The organism is Patescibacteria group bacterium (assembly GCA_041667185.1).
GTDB lineage: Bacteria > Patescibacteriota > Patescibacteriia > SG8-24 > SG8-24 > JBAYFM01.
The window spans coordinates 1-19,902 of record JBAYFM010000018.1 but is presented as its reverse complement, the minus strand read 5'-3'; the positions used below and the strand labels follow the sequence as shown (position 1 = coordinate 19,902).

The following is a 19,902-nucleotide window of genomic DNA, read 5'->3' as shown; positions in this document are numbered from 1 at the left end:
TGGCAAGAATTACGTGGTGCTGCTGGCCGAGATCTGAGGCGCGCCGGGACCGTGAATTAAAGTTCAGGAGCACCCGCTGTCGGCGGGTGTTTTCGTATTGACAAATGTCGCCAGCGGGCGTATTTTGCCGTGTCGGCCCAAGGTCGGCCTGAACCTTGAAAATTCATTTCGTGCTCTTCAGAAAGGAGAACCACATGGTCCTGTTCGGGTTGTTGTTGGTCCCGGTGATCCTGGGCCTCGGCGGCTTGCTGTTCAGCAAGGGCCGGGTCACGCTCAAGGAATTTTTCGTTCACGAGGCCGTGGTGATCATCATCATCGCGTCCGGATATTTCATCGCCTTCAGCGGCATGACCGCCGACACCGAACTCTGGAACGGCGTCGTGGCGAAGAAGTGGCAAGGGACGCAGCATTGCTGCCATAGCTATCCTTGCAATCCGCACCCCTGCAATTGCGATTCCAAGGGGAGTTGCAGCACCTGCTGGGATACTTGCTATCGGCACAGCCGCGACATCAATTGGAACGCTGAGTCTTCGAATGGCGAAGGCATCTACTCCAACGGTTGCAACGCCCCGAACTCGTCCGCTCCGGCCCGCTGGAACACCATCGTCATCGGCGAACCGACGGCCGTCGAGCATGGTTACACCAACTATATCAAGGGCAATCCGGACTCGATCCTGCGCCGCACCGGCGCGGCCGAGCGTTTCGCCGGCAAGCTGCCGTCCTATCCGACGGTCTACGACTACTACCGGGCGAACCGGTTCCTGACGGTTGGTGTGAAATTATCCGGCGTCGCGCGGCTCAACCAGCGGCTCTCGGAGATCAATGCCAAGCTCGGACGCGCTAAAGAGGTCAACATCATCGTCATCGCCGTCGGCGAGAGCGACCAGAGTTACCTTGAAGCGATCCGTGAGACCTGGCTCGGCGGCAAGAAGAACGACGTGATCGTCGTCATTGGTCTCGCCGCGATGCCGGAAGCACCCGACCGCCAGGATATCGCCTGGGCCGGGGTCGTTTCCTGGACCAAGAACGAGGACGTGAAGATCGCTATCCGCGACCGCATCCTCGATCTCAAGACGTTCGACGGCAGCAAGATCCTGGAAATCGTCCAGGAAGAGGTCGCCGCCAAGTTCGTCCGGCGGCCCTGGGCCGACTTTGACTATCTGAAGTCGACCCTTGAACCGCCTCGCTGGGCGCTGTGGTTCCTGGGCATTCTCGGATGCCTAATCTCCATCGGCCTGCAGGTCCACTTCTGGATCGCGGATCCGTTCGGCGATGGCCGGGATGATCGTTTCGGCGGCCGCTATCGTCGTTGAACCCGCAGTACAACCTGATCGCAAAGGAGAAGACAATGAAGGCAGCTTTCATCGGCATCGGAGCAGTGTTTGCGCTTCTCGTCGTCGTGTTCTTCGGCACCGCGCTGGGTTATCGGTCGGACTGCGTCCGGCTCGAGGCCCGCATCAAGACGCAGTACAAGCAGAACCAGAACAACTACGACAACATGTGGAAGAAGTTCAGGGAGATGGCCCAGGTCCCCGGACAGTACGTCGAGGACATGAAGAATATCTGGGGCGACACCATGCGCGGACGCTACGGCGCGGACGGCTCGAAGGCGCTGTTCCAGTTCATCAAGGAACAGAACCCGCAGCTCGACGCGTCGCTCTACACCAAGCTGCAGGCGGCGATCGAGGCTGGTCGCAATTCGTTCATGGCCGAGCAGCAACAGCTCTTGGACATCAAGCGCGAGTACGAGGTCGTGCTTCAGGGCAATCGCGCTCTGTTCGTCGGTTGGCTCTTCGGCTTCCCGAAGATCGACCTCGACGAGTACGACATCGTCACTTCGGACGAGACCCAGGACACCTTCAAGGACAAGAAGTCCGACGAGGTCGATGTCTTCAACAAGAAGAAGGTTCCGGCCGCAGAGTAGGTCGGGCCGCGAGAGTTCTTTCGCTCACTGGACCGTCCCGCATGTCTGCGGGGCGGTCTTTTTTTTGCCAGGCCAGCATCATTTCGTGCCGCCAATTCAATAAATGACGAGGCTGATCAGAAGGGATGAGACCTTGAATTTTATCCGCATTTTAAGATAAAATATTCATCTGATGCCATCATCATGATCACATTGTCTCTGCTCGGAGTAATCTTGGGATCAATGGCCGGGGTAGTCCACCTCGTCGCTTTTGCCGTCTATAATCGCCAGCTGCTGCGCGGCGAGTCCCGGCCCAACGCCGCCACCTGGACCATCTGGGCCTTCGTAGCCACGTTGAACTGCCTGACCTATTTCTTTGCCGGCCAGGATTGGGTCAAGGCGATACTGCCGGTGCTGGGTTCTCTGGCCTGTATCGCGACCCTCGTCTACGCGCTGGTTAGAGGCACACTGTCGCCCTTAGCCGGCGTCGATCTCGCGGCATTGGCCATTGGCGTCGCTGCCGTCCTGGTCTGGTGGTTCTATCGCAGCGCCTCCTTCGCCAACCTGGTGCTGCAGCTGGCTTTTCTGGTCTCGTTCCTGCCGACCTACCGCGATGTCTGGCGCGACCCGTCGAAGGAGCGGCCCCTGCCGTGGTTCTTGTGGGCGTCGGCCTATCTTTTGCTCGTGATGGCGGTGTTCTTGCGCTGGCAGGGGCTGATCACTGATCTGGTCTATCCGCTGCTGGCCCTGGTGATGCACGCCGCGGTCGGCTTCTTGGCCCAGCGTCGGGTCGCGCCTCGTCCCATAAATGAATAGAACGGCCCCGTCCGGGGTCGTTCTTTGTTCAGCGCCGCTCATTCAGCGCGCCGCCAGATAGCGTCGGCGCTGCCGTGTTGGCAGTCTTTCGATGGCGTAGCGCAGCATGGTCCGGGGCATCTCGGCGGCGTGTCGGTCGAGGAAATCTTCCAGCGTTTTTTGCGAGCAGCGCTTGCCGACCTCGCGCAGCATCCAGCCGACGGCTTTGCGGATCAGGTCGTGGTCGTTGCGCAATAATTTTTTGGCGAGGCGCAGCGCCGTGTCGGGCCGGCCGCGTTTGATCTCCGCGAACGTCGCGAGCATCGCGATGCGCCGCTCCCACAATGACTGGGAACCGGCGAGTTCGAGCAGAGTCTTCTTGGGCCGGTCGAGCAGATATTCGCCGACGATGTTCGGCGCCGAGAGATCCACTAGGTCCCAGTTGTTGATCCGGCCGGTGTTTGCGAGATACAGGTCGAAGATCTTTTTTCGCGCGGTTTCGCCGCCGCGCTCGAATTGCCGGACCAGGATCAGGAGCGCCAGCAGCCGTGCTTCGTGGTATTTCGATCGCAACAGCCGCTGCACCTGTCCCAGCGGCAGGCTGGCGTATTTTTTGACCAGCTTCCTGATCTCGGGGACGACGATGCCGAGGAAAGTGTCGCCCTCGCCGTACTCTCCGGGACCGGTTTTAAAAAAACGTAGCAAAACTAGGGCTTTGGCCGGATCGGCCGCGCAACGCAGGTCTTGTTCGATCGCGGGTAAGATGTTGATCTTCGTCATAGGTCATCCGCATGATAACGGATCGGCCGCCGCCGGGCCAGAGCGGCGGCGCGCCCGGTCTTATTCTTGAAACATTATTCACAGCTAGTCGCTTTCAATAAAGCGTCCGGCATGGTATACGATAGGTGGTCGCCGCGCGCCGCGGCCGCCGCTACCCTATGCCCATCTTCGACGCCGTCGTCGCCAACATCTGGTTCCGTTTCCTGCTGGTGCTCATGGTTTTCCTGAGCTTCGGTCTTTATGGTCTTCTGAACCGGCCGCGCAAACAGATTCACCTGCTGATCACGAAATTCGACGGTCGGATCCCGTTCTTGCCGGCTTTCAGCATCCCGTACCTGCTGTATTTTCCTTATCTTTTCCTGATCGTCGGTTACGGCATCATGAAGACGCCATATTATCTGGCGATCGCCGCTTCGGCCCTGGCCATCCAGACCGCGGCCGCCATGATCTATCTTTATTGTCAGACTCACGTGCCGCGTCCGGACCGGATCGGTCGGGGAATTTTTTCCCGGCTCACGTCTTTCATCTACTGGTTCGACCAGCCGTATAACACTTTTCCCAGCCTGCACGTGGCGTATTCGGTTTTTTGCGCTTACTGGGCCTGGATCATCCTGCCCGGAGCTTTTCCGGTGCTGGTTTCACTGACGGTCGCAATCGTCTTTTCGACGCTGTTCCTCAAACAGCATATCATCGCCGATGTCATGAGCGGCATCTTGGTGGCATCGGTCAGCCTTTATTTCGTCAGCACTCTGACTTGAGTATCGCTTTGGCCTGAAATTTGCAGACAAGAAAACCCCTTTGTAAAAAAGGGGTTTAAGTTTATCGGTTGGTCCGATAGCAGCGATCCAGTGCTTCCAGTTCCTCGGTATTTTCAGCCGCAATCTGTCGTTCAAGAAGCGGTAGAGCTGCCTGGATGGGCAGGAAGAAAGTCAATCCTCGATCTTTGTCGTTCGAAAGGATGATACCGACCAGTTTGCCATCAAGGGTTACGATCGGTCCGCCGAAGTCGCTTTCGTTGCTTTGGGTCTTAAGTGCCACGAGTCCGTGAACGTTCAGGGCCTGGACTGGCCACACGGAGATGCGTCCGCAATTACTGACCGTTTTCTGGCCGAAGTGCCAGAGCAGTTCGTTTATCTGCGGTTTCCAGTCCGCGGCCGGCGTCATGGCGAGATCAATGGTTTCGGCGTGTCTGGGACGAAGGATCGCGAGATCGTGTTCTGTGTCGGTTTGGACGATCTCCATCGGCACAGATCTGGACGAGATGACTTCAGTATCGGGTCGGGTGTTGGATCGACGCATGGTCACGATGATGTATTCCGCGCCTTCGACGATGTGGTATGCCGTGAGAACATGCCCTAGCTTGTCGATCAGGATGCCAGTACCCTCGCCTGATTCGGTGCCGTTTTTTTCCGAATAGATGAAAGGCGTGATCCTGACCGTGGCGGCGATGTTCCGCTTGATATGGGCATTGAGCCGGCGGTCGCACTCCCGCGCCCTCAAGGGGTCGTTCGGGGCATCGGCACAAATCGTGCCTGGGTCTGACGGGATCGTTTGCGAGTCGCTGACTGGTTGCGCGGCGGCATAGCCTGTCAGAGTTAAAGAGGTAAAGAGCGGAATCAATTGGCGTAAAGAACTCAGTGTTTTGGATTTCATCTGGTCCTCCTAGAGGTTGATTATCAGATTGTCGGCGTCCGGTCAATTTTACGACCAGTGTTCATGTTTGTTGGCTTGTTGTCCGATAGCTGTGCCGTCAATGAAATATAAAGACCGCGCGGACGGATCCGGCGGTCTTTTTGTCGTCAGAGGTTTATTTGGTCGCTGCTGGTTCGGCTGTCGTGGTCGCGGTGCCGCCTTTCAGGAGATACGGCATCGGCCCAGCGTTCTGTCCCGCCTGGTCCAGAATTTCCTTAGCCAGCGGAACCACTACTTTTTCCAGATACAGGCTGCTGTCCTCGCTCGCTGACGGCACGGGGAAGACGAGCGCCGGAACGAGCAGACTTTCCGAGCGGCCGTTCTGATAGCTCCAGTGCCAGTAGTAGGCCGACTCCGGTTCGGCGAGGCTGACGTCGATCACCTTGGCTTCTTCGCCGCCGCCGTAGTACGGCATGATGCCGCCCTGGGCCGCGACTTCGAGGATGCGGGCCGGGTCGGTCTCGCCGGCGTAAGCGGAACTGAGATAGCGCTGGGAATAGATCGGGCTCACGTTCGTGACCCGCCGCGCCCGCACGTCAATCGAGATCGACAGGCCGGCTTCGCGGCCGTCATTGTAGTAGACCTTCTTGCCGTTCACGAGCAGTGGATAATTGACGGACACCTGTTCCGGGAACCAGTAGTCTGCTTTGTTTTCGGCTTGCGCATACCAGCGCCGCCAAGAGCTGTCGACTTTCGGCGCGGCGTAAGCGTCGGTCGAGATGCCCAGCCGGCCGGCGAATTCGGCCGCGATGCGGATCAGCTCTTCGTCAGCCGGGATATCTTCCTGCCGGACTCGCGGCGGCGAGCAATCCTGCCCCGCGGCGCAGTCTTGTCTGGTCTGCGGCCAGCGGTTCCAATTCTGATTGATGGAGATGGAGCCGTCGTCGAAATTCAGGCTGATCTGATAGCCGAAGTCGCGGTCCTCGACCAGGTTGATGTTCTGGACCGCGAGGTTCCGGAGTTCGGCGAAATTCATGAGGCCGAGATCGAGCTTGGCGAAGATGGTCGTGAGTGCGCCGGTGTCGAGGGATGTATCCCGTTTCAGGATCTCGACCTGGGCTGCGGGCGCGGCCAGTTCGCCGGTATAGTTGAAACGGTAGCGCGTCGGCTGGATGTAGGACGGCATCATGTCCGGAGCGATCATCTTCAGTCCGGGGACTCCGCTGGCTCCGCCGCCGCCCAGGCCGAGGGGCGCAATTTCTGAAGTTGCCGACGCTGCAAGAGGAGTCGGAGCGCTGCTGCTCTGTCGGATGCTGGCGTTACTCGCGTCATTACCCGTCGTCAGCGCGAGCGAACCGAAAGCGTGGTCCGCGGCCGGGGTGATCCGCGGGCCGAGCGCCAGAGTGTCGCCGGTCGTCGGCGTGAGCACTGGCGCGCCGGTCGGGGAGTAGAGGAGTGCGACCGCGATGATCACCGCGGCGAGCGTGCCGCTGGCGGCCAGGCCGAACCGGTTGGCCGCGAAGAAACGCGCGAGCCCGGCTGCCAGTGAACGTTTTTCCCGGCGCGAAGCCGCGAATTCGGCGAGCAGCCGCTCACGCAGTTCCTGCCGGAATTTTTCGTCGAGGTCGGCGTCTGGCCTGGCGGCGAGCAGCCGGCTGACGAGTTTGGCCAGCTCGGCCTCGTGAGTCTTGAGTTCCGGGTCGATCCGGTAGAGATCGGCCAATATTTCTTTGATCAGCGGTTCCATAGGGCGGGGAGGAGTAAGGCGATTAATAAATTCAAAGGCAGGCTGGCGCGCAGTTCGCGGACGGAGCGCGAGAAGGACATCTTGCAGCTGGCCTCGCTTTTGCCGAGCGCGGCGGCGATCTCCTGGTAGCTCAACTCCTGCCAGACGCGCAGGATGACGATGTCGCGTTGTTCCGGTTTGAGGCGCTGGAGCGCTTCGCGGACGGCGCTGACCTTCATCAGCGCGTCGACGTCGGCGGCGGTGTCGGAGCCGGAGGCCAGGTCCCAGGCGTCGTCGATGTTCAGGTGCGCGCGGCTGGTCCGGTAATGGTCCGTGACGGTGTTGCGGGCGATCCGGTAGATCCAGGAGGAGAAGCTGCCGCGGTCCGGGTCGAAGCTGCTGATGCTTTTCAGCGCTTTGAAAAAAGTCTCGCTCGCGAGATCTTGGGCGGTCTCGCGGTGATGGGTCTTGTAGTAGATGAAATCATAGATCTTCCGAAAATGGAGATCGTAGAGTTCGCCGAAAGCTTTGGCATCGCCTTGCCGGCAGCGGGCGGCGAGGCCGCGTTCAAGTCCGTCGGTCATGTTTTTGGGGTTGAGTCGGTGCCGCGGAGCCCGCGGCTATCCATACTATATAACGAAACCGGGGCCGAATGGTAACAGGCGGCTGGTCGCGGCAAGCCATGTCGGTCTCGACCGACGTGGCCAGGATCGGGGGGTATTCCGCAGTCGGCAAAAAAAAGACCCCGCAGGAGCGGGGTCGAGGTTCGGCCGGTTACTTGATTGCGGCGGAGGAGATGATGGTATTGAAATCGATGGCGGATTCGATGCTGTACCCGTCGGGCCAGAAGCCTTGGGCAATGAAGACTATGTTTGGCGTCGTGCCGGGAAGTCGCATGATGACGACTCGACCGCTCCAGATCTCGCCGGTATCGCGGTAGAACGTGATCTTGAAAATGGAGCGGTTGACGCTATCTGTGATTGGCGTGCAGAGGACGCCTTGCTTGTTCGTTTTGGCATAGACATCCGCAGCCACTGCCTCGAGGGTGTAGTCACCGGCGTCAAAAGCGTCGCCAATGATCACGGCCCCAGTGTGCGGATTGGTCAGAGACATCAGCGGATGTCGGACATTGGTTGGAGTCCCTGGGGCGGGGACAATCTGTGTCCATCCGACAGGCAGATTGCAAGTGAACCATCGATTGGTTGACTCCGCGGCCTGAGGTTGCGGGGTGATGACGCAGCTTGCTGCGAGCAAGCTGGCCAACAAGAACAGAGCCTTTTTCATCGCGTTCTCCTTTGGGAAAGGGCAATCTCAATATTGGCGCCGCCAAGCGGCTTGGCAGTACTTTTTCAGAATTGCTGATCGGTGTCAAACAATTACTCAACGAAAAAAAGACCCCGCAGGAGCGGGGTCGAGGTTCGGCCGGTTACTTGATTGCGGCGGAGGAGATGATGGCGTCGAATTCAGCCGCCATCTGGAGATCGTACTCGCTGGGCCAGCGGCTGGTGGCGATGAAGACCACATTCGGCGGTGCGCCGGGGAGTCGCATGACCACGACCTTGCCGCGCCAGATCTCGCCGCTCTCGTGATAGAGCGTGAGTTTGAAATTGGCGCGGTTGCCTTCGAACGAGATCGGCGTACAGAGAACATCTTCGGTGTTCAGTCTGATGTAGATCTGCATGGCTACTTCATCGATGGTCCTGTCGCCGTAGTTGATCGCGTCGCCCACGATTTCGGCGCCGGTACGCAGGTTGCGCAGGGACATGAGCGGCTGTCGGACGTCGGCTGGCGTCTCTTGGGTGATAGCGGCCTCTACCCAATTAGCAGGCACATTGTAGACGAACCATTGTTCGGCTGGTTCAGCGGCTGCGGGTGGCGTGGCCGTGGTGGCGCAGCTAGCTGCGAGCAAGCCGGCTAGCAAGAACAGGATCTTTTTCATCGCATTCTCCTTTGGGAAAGAACGGTTTCGGAAATGTTGCCGCCAGGCGGCATGGCGCAACTCTTCCAAAATAATAGGCCAATGTCAATTGGCGGGTATGGGAGGGAGTGCTGGAGTGCTTCATCATCCCCTGATCACGTCACGTTGCTCGCGAGCGACGTGACTTCGTCTCTCCCAAACTCCATCTCTCCGTACCTAACGTCTGACGAAGACGAGCGCGTTCGGCAGGAGGCGGCCCGGTCCGGTCTTATAGACGCCGCCGTAGATCAGGGCCGAGCTGCCGCCACCGTCGAGGTTCAGGGCTTCGGTCGCGCCGAGCGCCAGCATGATGTTCGCGAGGTCGATGACTGTGGCACTCTTGGCGATCGCGAGGAAAATTTTCTGGTCATTGAAACCGATGCCGCCGCGAGTGCCTTTGACGGTCCGTTGTGCGCTCTCCAACCGCGGTTCGGATTCGACGACCGAGACGCCGCCGTCAACGAGTCCGGGATAATTGGCGATCGCGGCTTCGATCTTTGAACCATAGGCGGCCTCGAACGCCGCGAGCGAAGCGTAAGCATTGGCGCGCCGGTAATATTTCAGGCTGCCGTCGGCGTAGGAGGCGATGATCGGCGCTTCGTGGAATTTGATGTTGTCGGCGTTGCGCATGACGGCGCGGCTCGAATCGTAGACTGGCCAGAGGAAAGAATAGGTCTTCGCGGCGCAATCCGCGTAATCCGGCGGACAGAAGTAAGTGCCATGGATGGCGATGCCTGCGCCAGCCGCTTTGGCGTAGTCCGCAAGCGGTTTGGCGGCGCAATCGTTCGAGCAATCCGCGGCGGCATCGACCAGACTTTTCATTTTATATCTGGTCCGATCAAGCGTGATGATCTGGACGTCGAACGCACCGGTTGGCGTGGATATCCGGCGGGATTCGTAGGTCGCTCCAGCGTCGGCGTCAATCGTCGGCGCGGCGGCGAGTTCAGCCGCGGCTGAGTAGTCCGCCGCGGTGTTGATGATAGTGCCTATCCGATAATCGCCGGCGAAAGCCTCGGACAGATCGTCGATCTTCCGGTTCCAATCACTGCCATAGGAGTTCGCCGCCGCGGCTTCCGTGGCCATCCAGCGCAGTTCGCCGCCACGGGCCACGGCGTAAACTTTGCCCTCAGAGGGGAACTTCAGGAGGCGCAGGCCGGGGCGATAGGTGATGTTCGGACCGAGCATCAGGCTGGCAAGGGCTGTTGCGTCGACTGTCTGGACCGCGCTGAAATCCGCGTACCAGGAAAAATAGGTCCGCTCATTAGGGAAGGCATGGCGTTTGCCGTCGCCGCCCCAGTAGTAGACGGCGCGGCAGGGGTGATTTGCGCCGGCTCCGGCCGGGCAACCCAGTTTGATCAGGCTGCCGGGTCCGGCCGCGGCTGAAGATGGCAGGGGAGACATTGCGACCGCTAGCGCCAGCGGTACGATGAGCGAGAGTAAGCGCATATTCATATATCTTCCATTGTACACCTTGGCGGCGGCTGGATCGCAAAAAAGCGCCGGAGCGCTTTGATGAGAGACGGAGTGCTGGAGTGACGAAGTCGGGGGAGATATTTGGATCTTTCACACTCCTCCACTCCTGCACTTCAGCACTCTCACATTTTTTATTTCTTCTCCACCGGCTTGGTCGGCAGCCAGAACCAGAAAGTCGAACCTTGGCCCTCGACTGAATCAAAGCCGATCCTGCCGCCATGCTTCTCGACCGCCGTGCGGCAATAGTACAGCCCGAGGCCAGTGCCTTTGATGGCGCTCTTCGCCGCGTTCTCGGCCCGGAAGAATTTTCCGAACATCTTTTCGCGGTCGGCCGGCGGGATACCCATGCCCTGGTCCTGGACCGAGATACGGACACCCTCGCCTTCGGATGTCGTCATGATCGTGATTGCGGCTCCTTCCGGCGAATACTTGCTGGCGTTAGAGATCAGGTTCTTGAGCACTTCGGTGATCATGAAGTTGTCGAAGGTGACCGGTGGCAGGGTGGGCGGCTGGAAGATGATCGTCTGTTTTTTCTCGAGCAGCCAGGTCTCGGTAAGTTTGAGTACGCCATTCATGAAAGCCGCGATATCCGTGGATACCAGATCCATCTTCAGGCCAGCGTCGAGGCGTGAGACGTTCAAAAGCTCGTTCACGAGGACGATCAGGTTTTCGGTGCCCTGGTAGAGTTTGTCCATCCAGGTCTTTTGCGTGTCCGTGAGCGCGCCGAAGTCGCCCTTGCGGAGCATTTCCGCCACCATTTTGATGGCCGCCGACGGCGAGCGGAGCTGGTGCGAGGCGACTGAGATGAATTCGGACTTAGCCTTGTCGAATTCGACCTCGCTGGTGATATCGCTCATGATGACCATCGCGCCGACGACGTCGGTGTTCAGTTTGACCGGCGAGACGGTCAGCTTGACCGGCAGGCGGGTCATGTCCGGTCGGCGCAGGTAGAAGGGGCGGGATGGCGCGGAGGTGTTGACGGTCCGTCCGGTCTCGATGACCTCGCGCGTGGGCCACTGCTCCTGCGGGACGATATTCTCTTTTTCGTCCTCCAGCCGGAAGACGGAATGGATCGGCACGTCGGTCACCTCGCTCGACCGCCACCACATGTTCCGGCGGGCGGCGTCATTTATGAAAGATATTTTGCCGTCGCGGTCGGTGGCGGCCACGCCTTCGCCGATGCTTGCGAGCAGGGCCTCGATGCGCGCTTTCTGAAGTTCGGTCAGACCTTCATTGAGTTCCAGAAGCGAGGTCCGGGCGCGGACTTTTTCTTCGAGCGTCTCGCGGCTTTTTTTGAGGTCGCGCGCCAGTTGGTCGAAATAGATCGTGAGGCCGTCGAGTTCGCCCAGACCGTAGGGGAGCCGGGCCGGATCCGCGCCATTCTCCGCGACCTCGCGGATGGCGTGGGCGAGTCGGCGGGAGCGGCGGGCGATGAGCAGATCGCCGACGACGCTGCCCAGCCAGACGGCGATGAACGCGATGACGCCCGTCATCACTGCGGCCGCCAGGTCCGAGCCGATCGTGGGTCTGATCCATAACAGTCCCAAGATCGCATCACCGGCTAAAAGCAGTCCGGTCAGGACCACGGTAAAATTGACCCGGGAAGAGAAGGTCTTGAAGATCGGTTTTCTGGCGCGAGCCGGTTTTTCCGCCTTATTTTGCGGTGTTGGTGCGGTCATGGCTGGGTAGTTGGGGTGAGCTTCTATATCATTATATCAGGATAAGGCGGCGGCGGATATCGCATTCAAACAGAACCAGCCATCTTCGGATTTTCATATACTACATGGAAAGGGGACAGTCCCTTTTGCCCAATTCTCCAGCTCTCCAGCACTTTCCCCTATAGAATGTCGCCCCAAGGGGTCAGACCTTGACTTTGGCTCATTTTTGGAGTATCATGACCCGTCCCTTTAACAAGGAGGAGTGGACATGAACCTTACAAAATGGAACGTTCGCGCTTCGGTGCTCGTGGCGGCGATGTTCGCCGCAGCTCTCGCTGGTTGCGGTCTTGATCTCGATCCGAACAACACCGATACCGATGTCGGCAGTGGTGGCGGTGGAGGCGGAGGTGGCGGCGGCGGCTCCAGCTGGGTCGCTTGCGAACAGCTCGACGGGAGCGTCGCTTCCGGCAACGCGGTCTCGACCTTCTGGCCGGTCGGCAACACCTACGGGGTCAACAGCTTCTACGTTTGGGAGATTGACAACGCCTCGGCTAACGGCGACATGGAGTACTACTTCCAGAGCACTGGCGCTCCGGTGACCGACCAGGTGCCGTCCGAGAATTGGACGATCCCGACGACGCTGTGGTCGGCGATCAGGATGAATTGGGACGGACTCGATCCGTACCACTTCAGCGTTGAGGATCCGTTCTATCTCGGCTACCTGCCGTACGTGAACTCGACGATCTCCTGGCAGTCGAAGACCGGCGCGCGCAACGACGGCGCTTGTCCGGCCAGCGATCAGCTGGTGAATGGTCGGCAGCGTTGCCAGGGCGCGAATCAGCTTGATCCGAATTCGCCGACGCTCGTCGCCGGCAAGTCGTATCTGATGCGGATGCTCATGATCATCCCGCTCGGCGCCGGACAGAACCGCGTCCAGTCCTGCTACCAGCGGATCATCGATCTTTGAGCCTGTCTCGACGAGCCCTCCCTGAGGGCTCGTTTTTTTCGTCACCTTAGTCTTATCCCGAGCGTCAGCTCGGGATATTAAGATCCGCGAATCCCCCGTAGCCCCGCAGGGCGGAGGGGGAAGGGGGAAGGGGGATAGGTTGCGCCGGGGCACGGACCGCCCAGTTGTGCTATACTATAAATAGCGCAAATTAATTCAATCTTTTTATTTCTTTTTATGTGCATGAAGAAGAATGTCGGCGGAGCCGACCGGACTATCCGGATCGTTCTCGGTCTTGCGATTCTCGGCGTCGGAGTTTATTTCAAGAGTTGGTGGGGGCTCATCGGCCTGATTCCGCTCTTGACCGGCCTCTTCAGCTATTGCGGCCTCTACTCGCTTCTTGGGCTTTCGACCTGCAAGTCCAAGACGCCGGCTCCGGCCGCTTCCTCACCAGCTGAAGCTGTGGCGGCCAAGCCGCCGGTCCAGGAACCGCCGAAACAAGCCTGAAATTTCCACTAACAAAAGACGACCGGGCGAGGCCTGGTCGTCTTTTTTTGTGGTTTGACCTTCGTTTTTCAGGTCGTCAGTTCGCCCGACCACTGTTCCTCAAGTTCCTCGTTCGTGGCCAGTCCGCCGAGCATCTCGAAGAACAGCCGTTTGCGCAGCTTCGGATCAAGGAATTGATCCGGTCCGCCCGGCGTCCGGTCAGCCCGCCATTTGTCGAAAGCCTCGCCCAGGGTCCGCGAGTCGAAGACCACGAGCATGATGTCATCGATGTGATCATCCTCGGACAGCCGTTGTTTGCTCTTCTCGATCTGCTCGGCCTTGCGCCGCAGGACCACGCGGTTGTTGTTCATCGTGAACTGGACGCCCTTGGCCGCGAGTTCTGGTCCGCCTTCCTCGAGCCGCACGCCGCGGTTGTGGACGTTGCGGCGGATGATGAAGTCGATCTTTTGGGTGACGTCCTGGTAGATGTCGGCGCTCGTGACATCGAAGTCGAGCTTGTGGTCGATGGAAAGCTTGCGCAGAAATTGGACCATGATCTTCTCGGCCAGGATGCCGAACGGCGGTTCGCCGGTCTCGCGGTCGGTCTTGCGGGCCTCGTAGGCCCGGACGCGTTCGGGATGCGTGTTGCCGCTCGCGATCTCTTCGGTCAGGATCTGCAGGTCGAGCAGATCCTCGAGTTCGTATTTGGTCCGCTCGATGAGCAGTCGCTTGCGCGTGAGGCGCGGCACGGTCTCGCGGTCGAGATCATAGTCGATGCCCCAGGCGAGGTCGGTCACGATCTCGCCGACCGTGACGGGCACGTCTTTGCCGTCGGCACGTTTCCAGAACAGTTGGCCGTTCTCTTGTCGGATGCGTCGGCAGTCCGGCGCTGGTTCCGTTTCTTGTTCGCTCGGATGATCAAGTTCGCGCAGCTCCTCCTTCAGGCGGGCCATGATCTTCTGCTTGCGTTTCTGGATATCGAAGATCTCGTATTGGATATCCTGGCTGGTGCCGCTTTTTTCCGCGCGTTTTTCTGCATGCCAATCCAGCACCGTCGCCAGGCGCTCGGTTTCTTCGCGGGCGGCGGCATCGGTTTTCTCGGCGGTTTCGTCCTCGGCCGCTTTCAGCCGCATCTCGTCCTTGGCGATCTCTCCGTAGGCCTCGAGGTTGGTTCGAAATCCTGGTCTCATAGGTCGTTTGGTTACGTATATATTATACCATTCGGCCCAGCATCCGTGGTGTGGCGCGTAGCTGATCCTTGCGGTAAAAATCCTGTAAAGCAACCAGAAAATAGACTTTTAAGCCCGCTCGCGGCTTGATTCCGGTCGGGGCCATTGACATTTAACCGCGGATGTGATATAAGTAATCAACGATATTTCGCAGGTCAGGCCGCTGACGTTCATACGTCGGCACCAGACAGTTCAGCCCCGCGAGGGGATGCGTGAGATGTCGGCTTATTCATCCTCATACGCGTAATGCTATGAACGGATCTATCAAGACGATCACCGAAAAGGGGTTCGGTTTTATCACCCCGGATGGCCAGGACAAGGACGTTTTCTTCCACCAGTCCGCCCTCGTCGAGGTCACCTTCGCCGAGCTGCAGGTTGGCGATAAGGTCTCGTTCGACATCGAGGATTCTCCGAAGGGTCCTCGCGCCGCGAACGTTCGCCGCGCCTAAGATCAGAACAACGAACCCGCCCCAAGCAATTGGGGCGGTTTTGTTTTTATCCGATCTCTCCCTGACTCCGTCTCTCCAGCCCTCCAGCCCTCCTGCACTCCAGCCCTCCTGCACTCTCTCACCCCCACCATTGCCAAACGTCCGCAAATATCGTATTCTACGCGCGATATGGAGAATGACAGCGTCGTCCTGCGTTTCAACGAGGTCAAATTCGCCTATGGCGAAGCTAAGCCCATCCTGGATGAGGCCAGTTTTTCCGTGCGCCGCGGCATGCGTATCGCGCTCATGGGCCAGAACGGCGCCGGCAAGACGACGATCTTCAAGCTGACTCTCGGCGAACTCAAACCCAAGTCCGGCACGATCCACATGACTCCGCCCGACGCCAAGGTCGGCCACGCCCGCCAGGTCATCGCGCCCGATCAGCTCGACCTCGCGGTCCGCGACTGGTTCGCGACCGCGTTTCCCGCGCCGGCGCCGTACAACCTCGACAAACGCATCGCCGACGTGCTCGACGCGGTGAATCTCAAGACCGAACTCACGAAAAAACTCCGCGTCCACTCCGGCGGCGAGCAGGCGCGGCTGCTCTTGGCGTACTCGCTCATCCAGGATCCGGATATCCTGCTTCTCGACGAGCCGACCAATAATCTCGACCAGGCCGGCATCGAACACCTGACCGGCTTCCTGATGATGTACGAAAAGACCGTGCTCGTGATCTCGCACGATGCGGAATTCCTGAACGCCTTCACTGACGGCGTGTTGTATCTCGACGCGCAGACGTGCAAGGTCGAGCAGTACGTCGGCAACTATCTGAATGTCGTCGAGGAGATCGCCCAGCGCATCGAGCGCGAGCGCATGCAGAACGCCCGCGCCGAAGCCGAGGTCAAACGCAAGAAGGAACAGGCCGAGGTCTTTGCGCACAAAGGCGGCAAACTGCGCCTCGTCGCCAAGCGCATGCGCGAGGCGGCGTCCGAAGCCGAGGAAAGCATGGTCGAGGTCCGCCGCGAGGACAAGACCATCCGCGAGTTCACGATTCCCGCGCAGGAATTCGATTACGAGTTCAGCGGCAAGGTTTTGGAGATCATGAAGGTCGGCATCACCAAGGGCGGTGAGGCTGTCGCCAAGGACGCCAATATCGTCCTGCGCCGCGGCACGCACGTCCTGCTCGCCGGTCCGAACGGCATCGGCAAGACCACTTTCCTCGAGAAGATCGTCGCCGGCGAAGCCGAAGGCGTGACGATCGGCCGCGACGTGCGCGTCGGCTACTACCGCCAGGACCTCTCGAATTTCGATCCGGAGCAGACCGCTTTCGACGCGCTCGACGCCGTGATGAAAGAGAAGGACGAACAGAAATTACGCTCGACCGCGGCCGGCTTCCTGCTCGATGGCCGGATCCTCGCGAGCAAGGTCAGGAGTCTGTCCGAGGGCCAGAAAGGTCTGCTCGCGCTCTGCCGTCTGGTGCTCATGAAGCCGGGGTTGCTCGTTCTCGACGAGCCGACGAACCACATCAATTTCCGCCATCTGCCGGTCATCGCCAAAGCGTTCGACGCTTACGAGGGCGCGCTCCTGATGGTGAGTCATATTCCGGAATTCGTGTCTCAGATCCATATCGATACGACGATCGATCTGGGAGCGCTCTGATCTATGAGTGATCCGCAACCGAGCAGCGGCCAGCGGCCCGAAGAACAGCTCCGGAGTTTTGAAAAAGAAGCGGAGGCGCGCTGGGGCCGCACCGAGGCTTTTCGCCAATCGCGCGAACGCGTCGCTAAGTTCACGAAAGAGGACTGGCAGCGCATCGGTGCGGAGACTGACGCGAACTTGCGCGCGCTCACAGCTCTCCTTACGGCCGGCAAGGATCCGGCGAGTCCGGAGGTCCAGGCTGAGATCGCGAAGCACCACGCCAGCATCGACCGTTTCTACGACTGCACGCCGCAGATCTATCGCGGCCTGGCCGGGATGTATGTCGCCGACCAGCGCTTCACTGACTTTTACGGACAATTTCACGCCGGTCTGCCGGCTTTTTTGTCAGCCGGGATGCTGGCGTTTTGCGATCAGCAAGAGGCTTGCGCGGCGGAATGAGTGAAAAAGCGACGACGGATGCAAACCGGCTTTCAGAGCCGGTTTTTGAGTTATGTGGCGGAGAGTGGGGGAGTGCTGGAGTGCTGGAGTGCTGGAGGCTGACTATCTCCCAAACTCCATCTCTCCCTGACTCCGTCTCTCCCAAACTCCGTCTCTTCCCAACTCCCACACTCCTGCGTTCCCGCACCCCGCACTATTATTTTTTTATCTTCTCAGTCCAGTAATCCTTGACAGTAGAAGTGAATTCCTGTATATCAATGCCTGGCACATCCGGAATAGCCGGATGCCACGGAACAGGGTCTTCCCTGTTTTTATGTTCATTTACAACTGAAAGGAGAGAAATGGACGGTGCACAGTATGAGTAGGATGGGATGATGTCGTAGCGCATACGGACGCAGGAAAATAGGAAAATCCCCAAACCTGATCACACGAAAGGACGCTGCATGTCTACGAAAAAGACCACTCGCCTGAAAGGGCGCATGCAACGATGGATGTTGCCGACAACGGTTATCATCTTCACTTCAGCCGTGGCGAGCGCACTCGTGCTCTCGAACGGCATGCCCGCATCGAATGTCCTCGGACATCCGAGTCTCGATCAAGGATCGGCGCCATATGATCCATCCTGCTACCCGATCTGCCGTTACGGCGGAACCACGGGAGCGAATGGCATCGCCGAGCCGCGTGGCGTAGCCTATGACCGCATTCACAACAGAGTGTTCCTTGCCGACTTCGGCAACGGACGCGTCTTGGTCTATGACCTCTATGGCGGGATCCAGAATGGCATGGCGGCCGTGTATGAGCTCGGCTGGCCGGATATGTCCGGCGGCGGATGGGATATCAGCGGCGCGCCGTATTACGGTCGAAATGCGAAAAACCCCGCGTTCGGTTGTACCACCGACGTCAACGCCTGCGGCATGCTTCGTCCTGACGACGTCGCGTATGATGAGGTGAATGATCGCCTCTTCGTGCTCGACGACGGAAATTCCCGCGTCATGGTGTATGAGCTATCGAATGGCATCACCAACGGCATGCCGGCCGCGCATGTGCTCGGTCAACCGAACCTGCAAAGTGGTCCAGCGCCGGGAGCGAATTACCATACGGCTGCCAATACGCAGAATGCCGCGTTCGGCTGTACGACGCAGGTGAACGCCTGCGGCCTCGAAGACGCCTTCGGACTTGGTTTTGACAGTCAGAACCAACGATTGTTCGTGGCGGATTCATACAACCATCGCGTCATGATCTGGGAACTTGCCGGAGGCATCACCGACGGCATGCCAGCCGCGCACGTGCTCGGCCAGCCGAACCTGCAGACCGGGAACGACGACCGGATCAACAATGGCAACCTGTATCGGGACACCATGAATCCGGCGTTCGGATGCACGACTCAGCCCAATGCCTGCGGCATGGCCGTCCCGATGGACGTCGTCTATGACAACGTTCACCAGCGGCTCTTCGTCTCGCAGTATTCTCGCGCGCGCGTATCCGTCTTCGACCTGTCGAACGGCATCACCGACGGCATGCCGGCGGTGAATGTGCTCGGCCAAACGGCGTTCTCGCAGAATGTTCTCGGCAATACCGCGAGCAATTTCTGGGCGCCGTCCTACCTCGATTACGATCCGGTCCGCAACCTGCTGTACGCCAATGACTGGTTGAACTACCGGACGAGCGTCTTCGATGTCAGCTCCATCACCAATGGCGAGCCAGCGATCACTGTTCTTGGCCAACCCTCTTTCGGCCCCCGCTTGGTCAACGCTCCTTGCGGAGTCCGGGCGAACGGCACCACCAATGCCTGCAGTTACGGCGGCGGTGAAGGCGGTATCGCGGTTGATTATATGTATGACCGGGTGTTCGGCGTTGATTCGCTGAATGATCGAATGATCATTTTCGGCGATTCTCCTGTCGGCGTGCCGGTCACTGTCAACGGCGGTCCTGATGTCACTACGTCGCTTCAGTTGAACCCCGACGGTTCAACGACGGTCACCATCACGGATACCAACGTACAAAATGACGTCAGTTCGTACCAAGTCACGCTGCCTCAGGGTACGACACCGCTGTCCGGAGCATCTTCAGTCGTCATCACGGTAGACTCCACCGGCTTGCGCACAGCGGTATTGATCGATGCGATCCTGCCGCCAGGCGCGACGAAAGCCGTATCAGTGGACATCTCGTCGGCAACGGGTTCCAAGGTCTGCATCAAGGATACGAGCGGCGCGCAGTTCGGCGGTTCAGAATGCTCTGGCGGAACCCGCGTGTCTCTGCCAGCGGCAGGAAGCTGTGCGACAGTCGCGGTTAACGGCGATCTCGGCGACAACCCCTCGAATCCATCTGATCCGTTGGGGCTTCACAACGTAGCGCTCTGCTTGTCGTCGAATGGTCAGACCATTTCGCTCGACAGCCTTCTGCATACTGCCATCGAGGTCTGGAAAGACTCCGACCAGGATGGGGCGCTTGATGCTGATGATCTCTGCTCAGGCACCAACCTCGCCGGTCCGGTGCCTTCGTCCGGTCTCCGGCCGAACCACATGGGCGACGACGAGGTCATCTACGGCTGCAACGCGAGCCAGATCCTCGCTTGCAAACCGGGTAATAACATCGGAGAGACCAAATTCGGCCTTACGCCCGGAACGCAGTCGGTCTTCGCCGCTCAGAGCGACTGGGCCGCGAACTGTCAGTAACCGCGTCTCGGACGAAACGACGAAAGGAAACGAACACGATGAAACGCATCCTGATCATTGCAGCAGTGGTATTCGCCGGCATCGGCCTCGCCGCCATTCCCTGCGCCAGCCTGGCGC

19 protein-coding genes are annotated in these 19,902 nt (G+C 59.3%); 10 read left to right on the top strand and 9 right to left on the bottom strand.

Translation table 11 applies throughout. The annotated features are described in order from the left end of the window. The first annotated feature begins 194 nt into the window (after positions 1 to 194). The 3 genes from WCT10_05720 to WCT10_05710 all read left to right on the top strand — a co-directional run bounded on the left by WCT10_05720 (position 195) and on the right by WCT10_05710 (position 2,719). Positions 195 to 1,313, top strand: a complete 1,119-nt coding sequence (locus WCT10_05720) for a hypothetical protein (GenBank protein MFA6604297.1) — start codon at positions 195 to 197, stop codon at positions 1,311 to 1,313. 35 nt (positions 1,314 to 1,348) lie between these two features. Continuing rightward, entirely contained in the window at positions 1,349 to 1,924 is a 576-nt protein-coding gene (locus WCT10_05715; protein ID MFA6604296.1) for a hypothetical protein, read from the top strand. A gap of 183 nt (positions 1,925 to 2,107) precedes the next feature. Then, a complete protein-coding gene (locus WCT10_05710) occupies positions 2,108 to 2,719 on the top strand; it encodes a hypothetical protein (GenBank protein MFA6604295.1) in 612 nt (203 codons plus the stop codon). A gap of 42 nt (positions 2,720 to 2,761) precedes the next feature. Here WCT10_05710 and WCT10_05705 read toward each other — a convergent pair whose 3' ends face one another. After that, positions 2,762 to 3,478: a DNA alkylation repair protein gene (locus tag WCT10_05705; protein MFA6604294.1), complete on the bottom strand. Its 717-nt coding sequence runs from the start codon at positions 3,476 to 3,478 to the stop codon at positions 2,762 to 2,764. A gap of 158 nt (positions 3,479 to 3,636) precedes the next feature. On the opposite strand from WCT10_05705, the gene WCT10_05700 reads away from it, so the two are divergent. Next, a complete protein-coding gene (locus tag WCT10_05700) occupies positions 3,637 to 4,236 on the top strand; it encodes a phosphatase PAP2 family protein (GenBank protein ID MFA6604293.1) in 600 nt (199 codons plus the stop codon). 61 nt (positions 4,237 to 4,297) lie between these two features. On the opposite strand, the gene WCT10_05695 is transcribed toward WCT10_05700, so the two are convergent. The 7 genes from WCT10_05695 to WCT10_05665 form a co-directional block, all read right to left on the bottom strand. Further along, entirely contained in the window at positions 4,298 to 5,131 is an 834-nt protein-coding gene (locus tag WCT10_05695; protein ID MFA6604292.1) for a serine protease, read from the bottom strand. Between the two features lie 154 nt (positions 5,132 to 5,285). Further along, positions 5,286 to 6,857, bottom strand: coding sequence for a hypothetical protein (locus WCT10_05690; protein ID MFA6604291.1), 1,572 nt, complete (start codon positions 6,855 to 6,857; stop codon positions 5,286 to 5,288). Continuing rightward, complete coding sequence (locus WCT10_05685) at positions 6,845 to 7,420, bottom strand: RNA polymerase sigma factor (protein ID MFA6604290.1); 576 nt, start codon at positions 7,418 to 7,420, stop codon at positions 6,845 to 6,847. The genes WCT10_05690 and WCT10_05685 overlap by 13 nt, the downstream gene beginning before the upstream one ends. Before the next feature lie 190 nt (positions 7,421 to 7,610). After that, positions 7,611 to 8,120 (bottom strand): hypothetical protein, encoded by a 510-nt coding sequence (locus WCT10_05680; protein MFA6604289.1) that lies wholly within the window; start codon positions 8,118 to 8,120, stop codon positions 7,611 to 7,613. Between the two features lie 142 nt (positions 8,121 to 8,262). Continuing rightward, positions 8,263 to 8,775, bottom strand: coding sequence for a hypothetical protein (locus tag WCT10_05675; GenBank protein ID MFA6604288.1), 513 nt, complete (start codon positions 8,773 to 8,775; stop codon positions 8,263 to 8,265). Between the two features lie 195 nt (positions 8,776 to 8,970). Continuing rightward, entirely contained in the window at positions 8,971 to 10,245 is a 1,275-nt protein-coding gene (locus WCT10_05670; protein MFA6604287.1) for a phosphodiester glycosidase family protein, read from the bottom strand. 152 nt (positions 10,246 to 10,397) lie between these two features. After that, the gene (locus WCT10_05665) at positions 10,398 to 11,945 is read right to left on the bottom strand and encodes an ATP-binding protein (protein ID MFA6604286.1); all 1,548 of its coding nucleotides are present in this window, start codon (positions 11,943 to 11,945) and stop codon (positions 10,398 to 10,400) included. A gap of 247 nt (positions 11,946 to 12,192) precedes the next feature. Between WCT10_05665 and WCT10_05660 the strand changes: the two genes are divergently transcribed. Together WCT10_05660 and WCT10_05655 are read left to right on the top strand one after the other, a co-directional pair. Next, a complete protein-coding gene (locus WCT10_05660; GenBank protein MFA6604285.1) occupies positions 12,193 to 12,891 on the top strand; it encodes a hypothetical protein in 699 nt (232 codons plus the stop codon). Between the two features lie 216 nt (positions 12,892 to 13,107). After that, a complete protein-coding gene (locus WCT10_05655) occupies positions 13,108 to 13,377 on the top strand; it encodes a DUF2892 domain-containing protein (GenBank protein MFA6604284.1) in 270 nt (89 codons plus the stop codon). Positions 13,378 to 13,445: 68 nt separating this feature from the next. Here the strand turns inward: WCT10_05655 and WCT10_05650 are convergent, their stop codons facing one another. After that, positions 13,446 to 14,546 carry a hypothetical protein gene (locus WCT10_05650; protein MFA6604283.1) on the bottom strand — a complete coding sequence of 367 codons (1,101 nt, stop codon included), beginning with the start codon at positions 14,544 to 14,546 and terminating at the stop codon, positions 13,446 to 13,448. Between the two features lie 290 nt (positions 14,547 to 14,836). Between WCT10_05650 and WCT10_05645 the strand changes: the two genes are divergently transcribed. The 4 genes from WCT10_05645 (at position 14,837) to WCT10_05630 (ending at position 19,785) form a co-directional block, all read left to right on the top strand. Then, complete coding sequence (locus tag WCT10_05645; protein ID MFA6604282.1) at positions 14,837 to 15,034, top strand: cold shock domain-containing protein; 198 nt, start codon at positions 14,837 to 14,839, stop codon at positions 15,032 to 15,034. 168 nt (positions 15,035 to 15,202) lie between these two features. Then, positions 15,203 to 16,672, top strand: a complete 1,470-nt coding sequence (locus tag WCT10_05640) for an ATP-binding cassette domain-containing protein (GenBank protein MFA6604281.1) — start codon at positions 15,203 to 15,205, stop codon at positions 16,670 to 16,672. A gap of 3 nt (positions 16,673 to 16,675) precedes the next feature. Beyond that, entirely contained in the window at positions 16,676 to 17,110 is a 435-nt protein-coding gene (locus WCT10_05635) for a TipAS antibiotic-recognition domain-containing protein (protein MFA6604280.1), read from the top strand. A 443-nt stretch (positions 17,111 to 17,553) separates the two neighbouring features. Next, complete coding sequence (locus tag WCT10_05630) at positions 17,554 to 19,785, top strand: hypothetical protein (GenBank protein MFA6604279.1); 2,232 nt, start codon at positions 17,554 to 17,556, stop codon at positions 19,783 to 19,785. Positions 19,786 to 19,902: the final 117 nt, after the last annotated feature.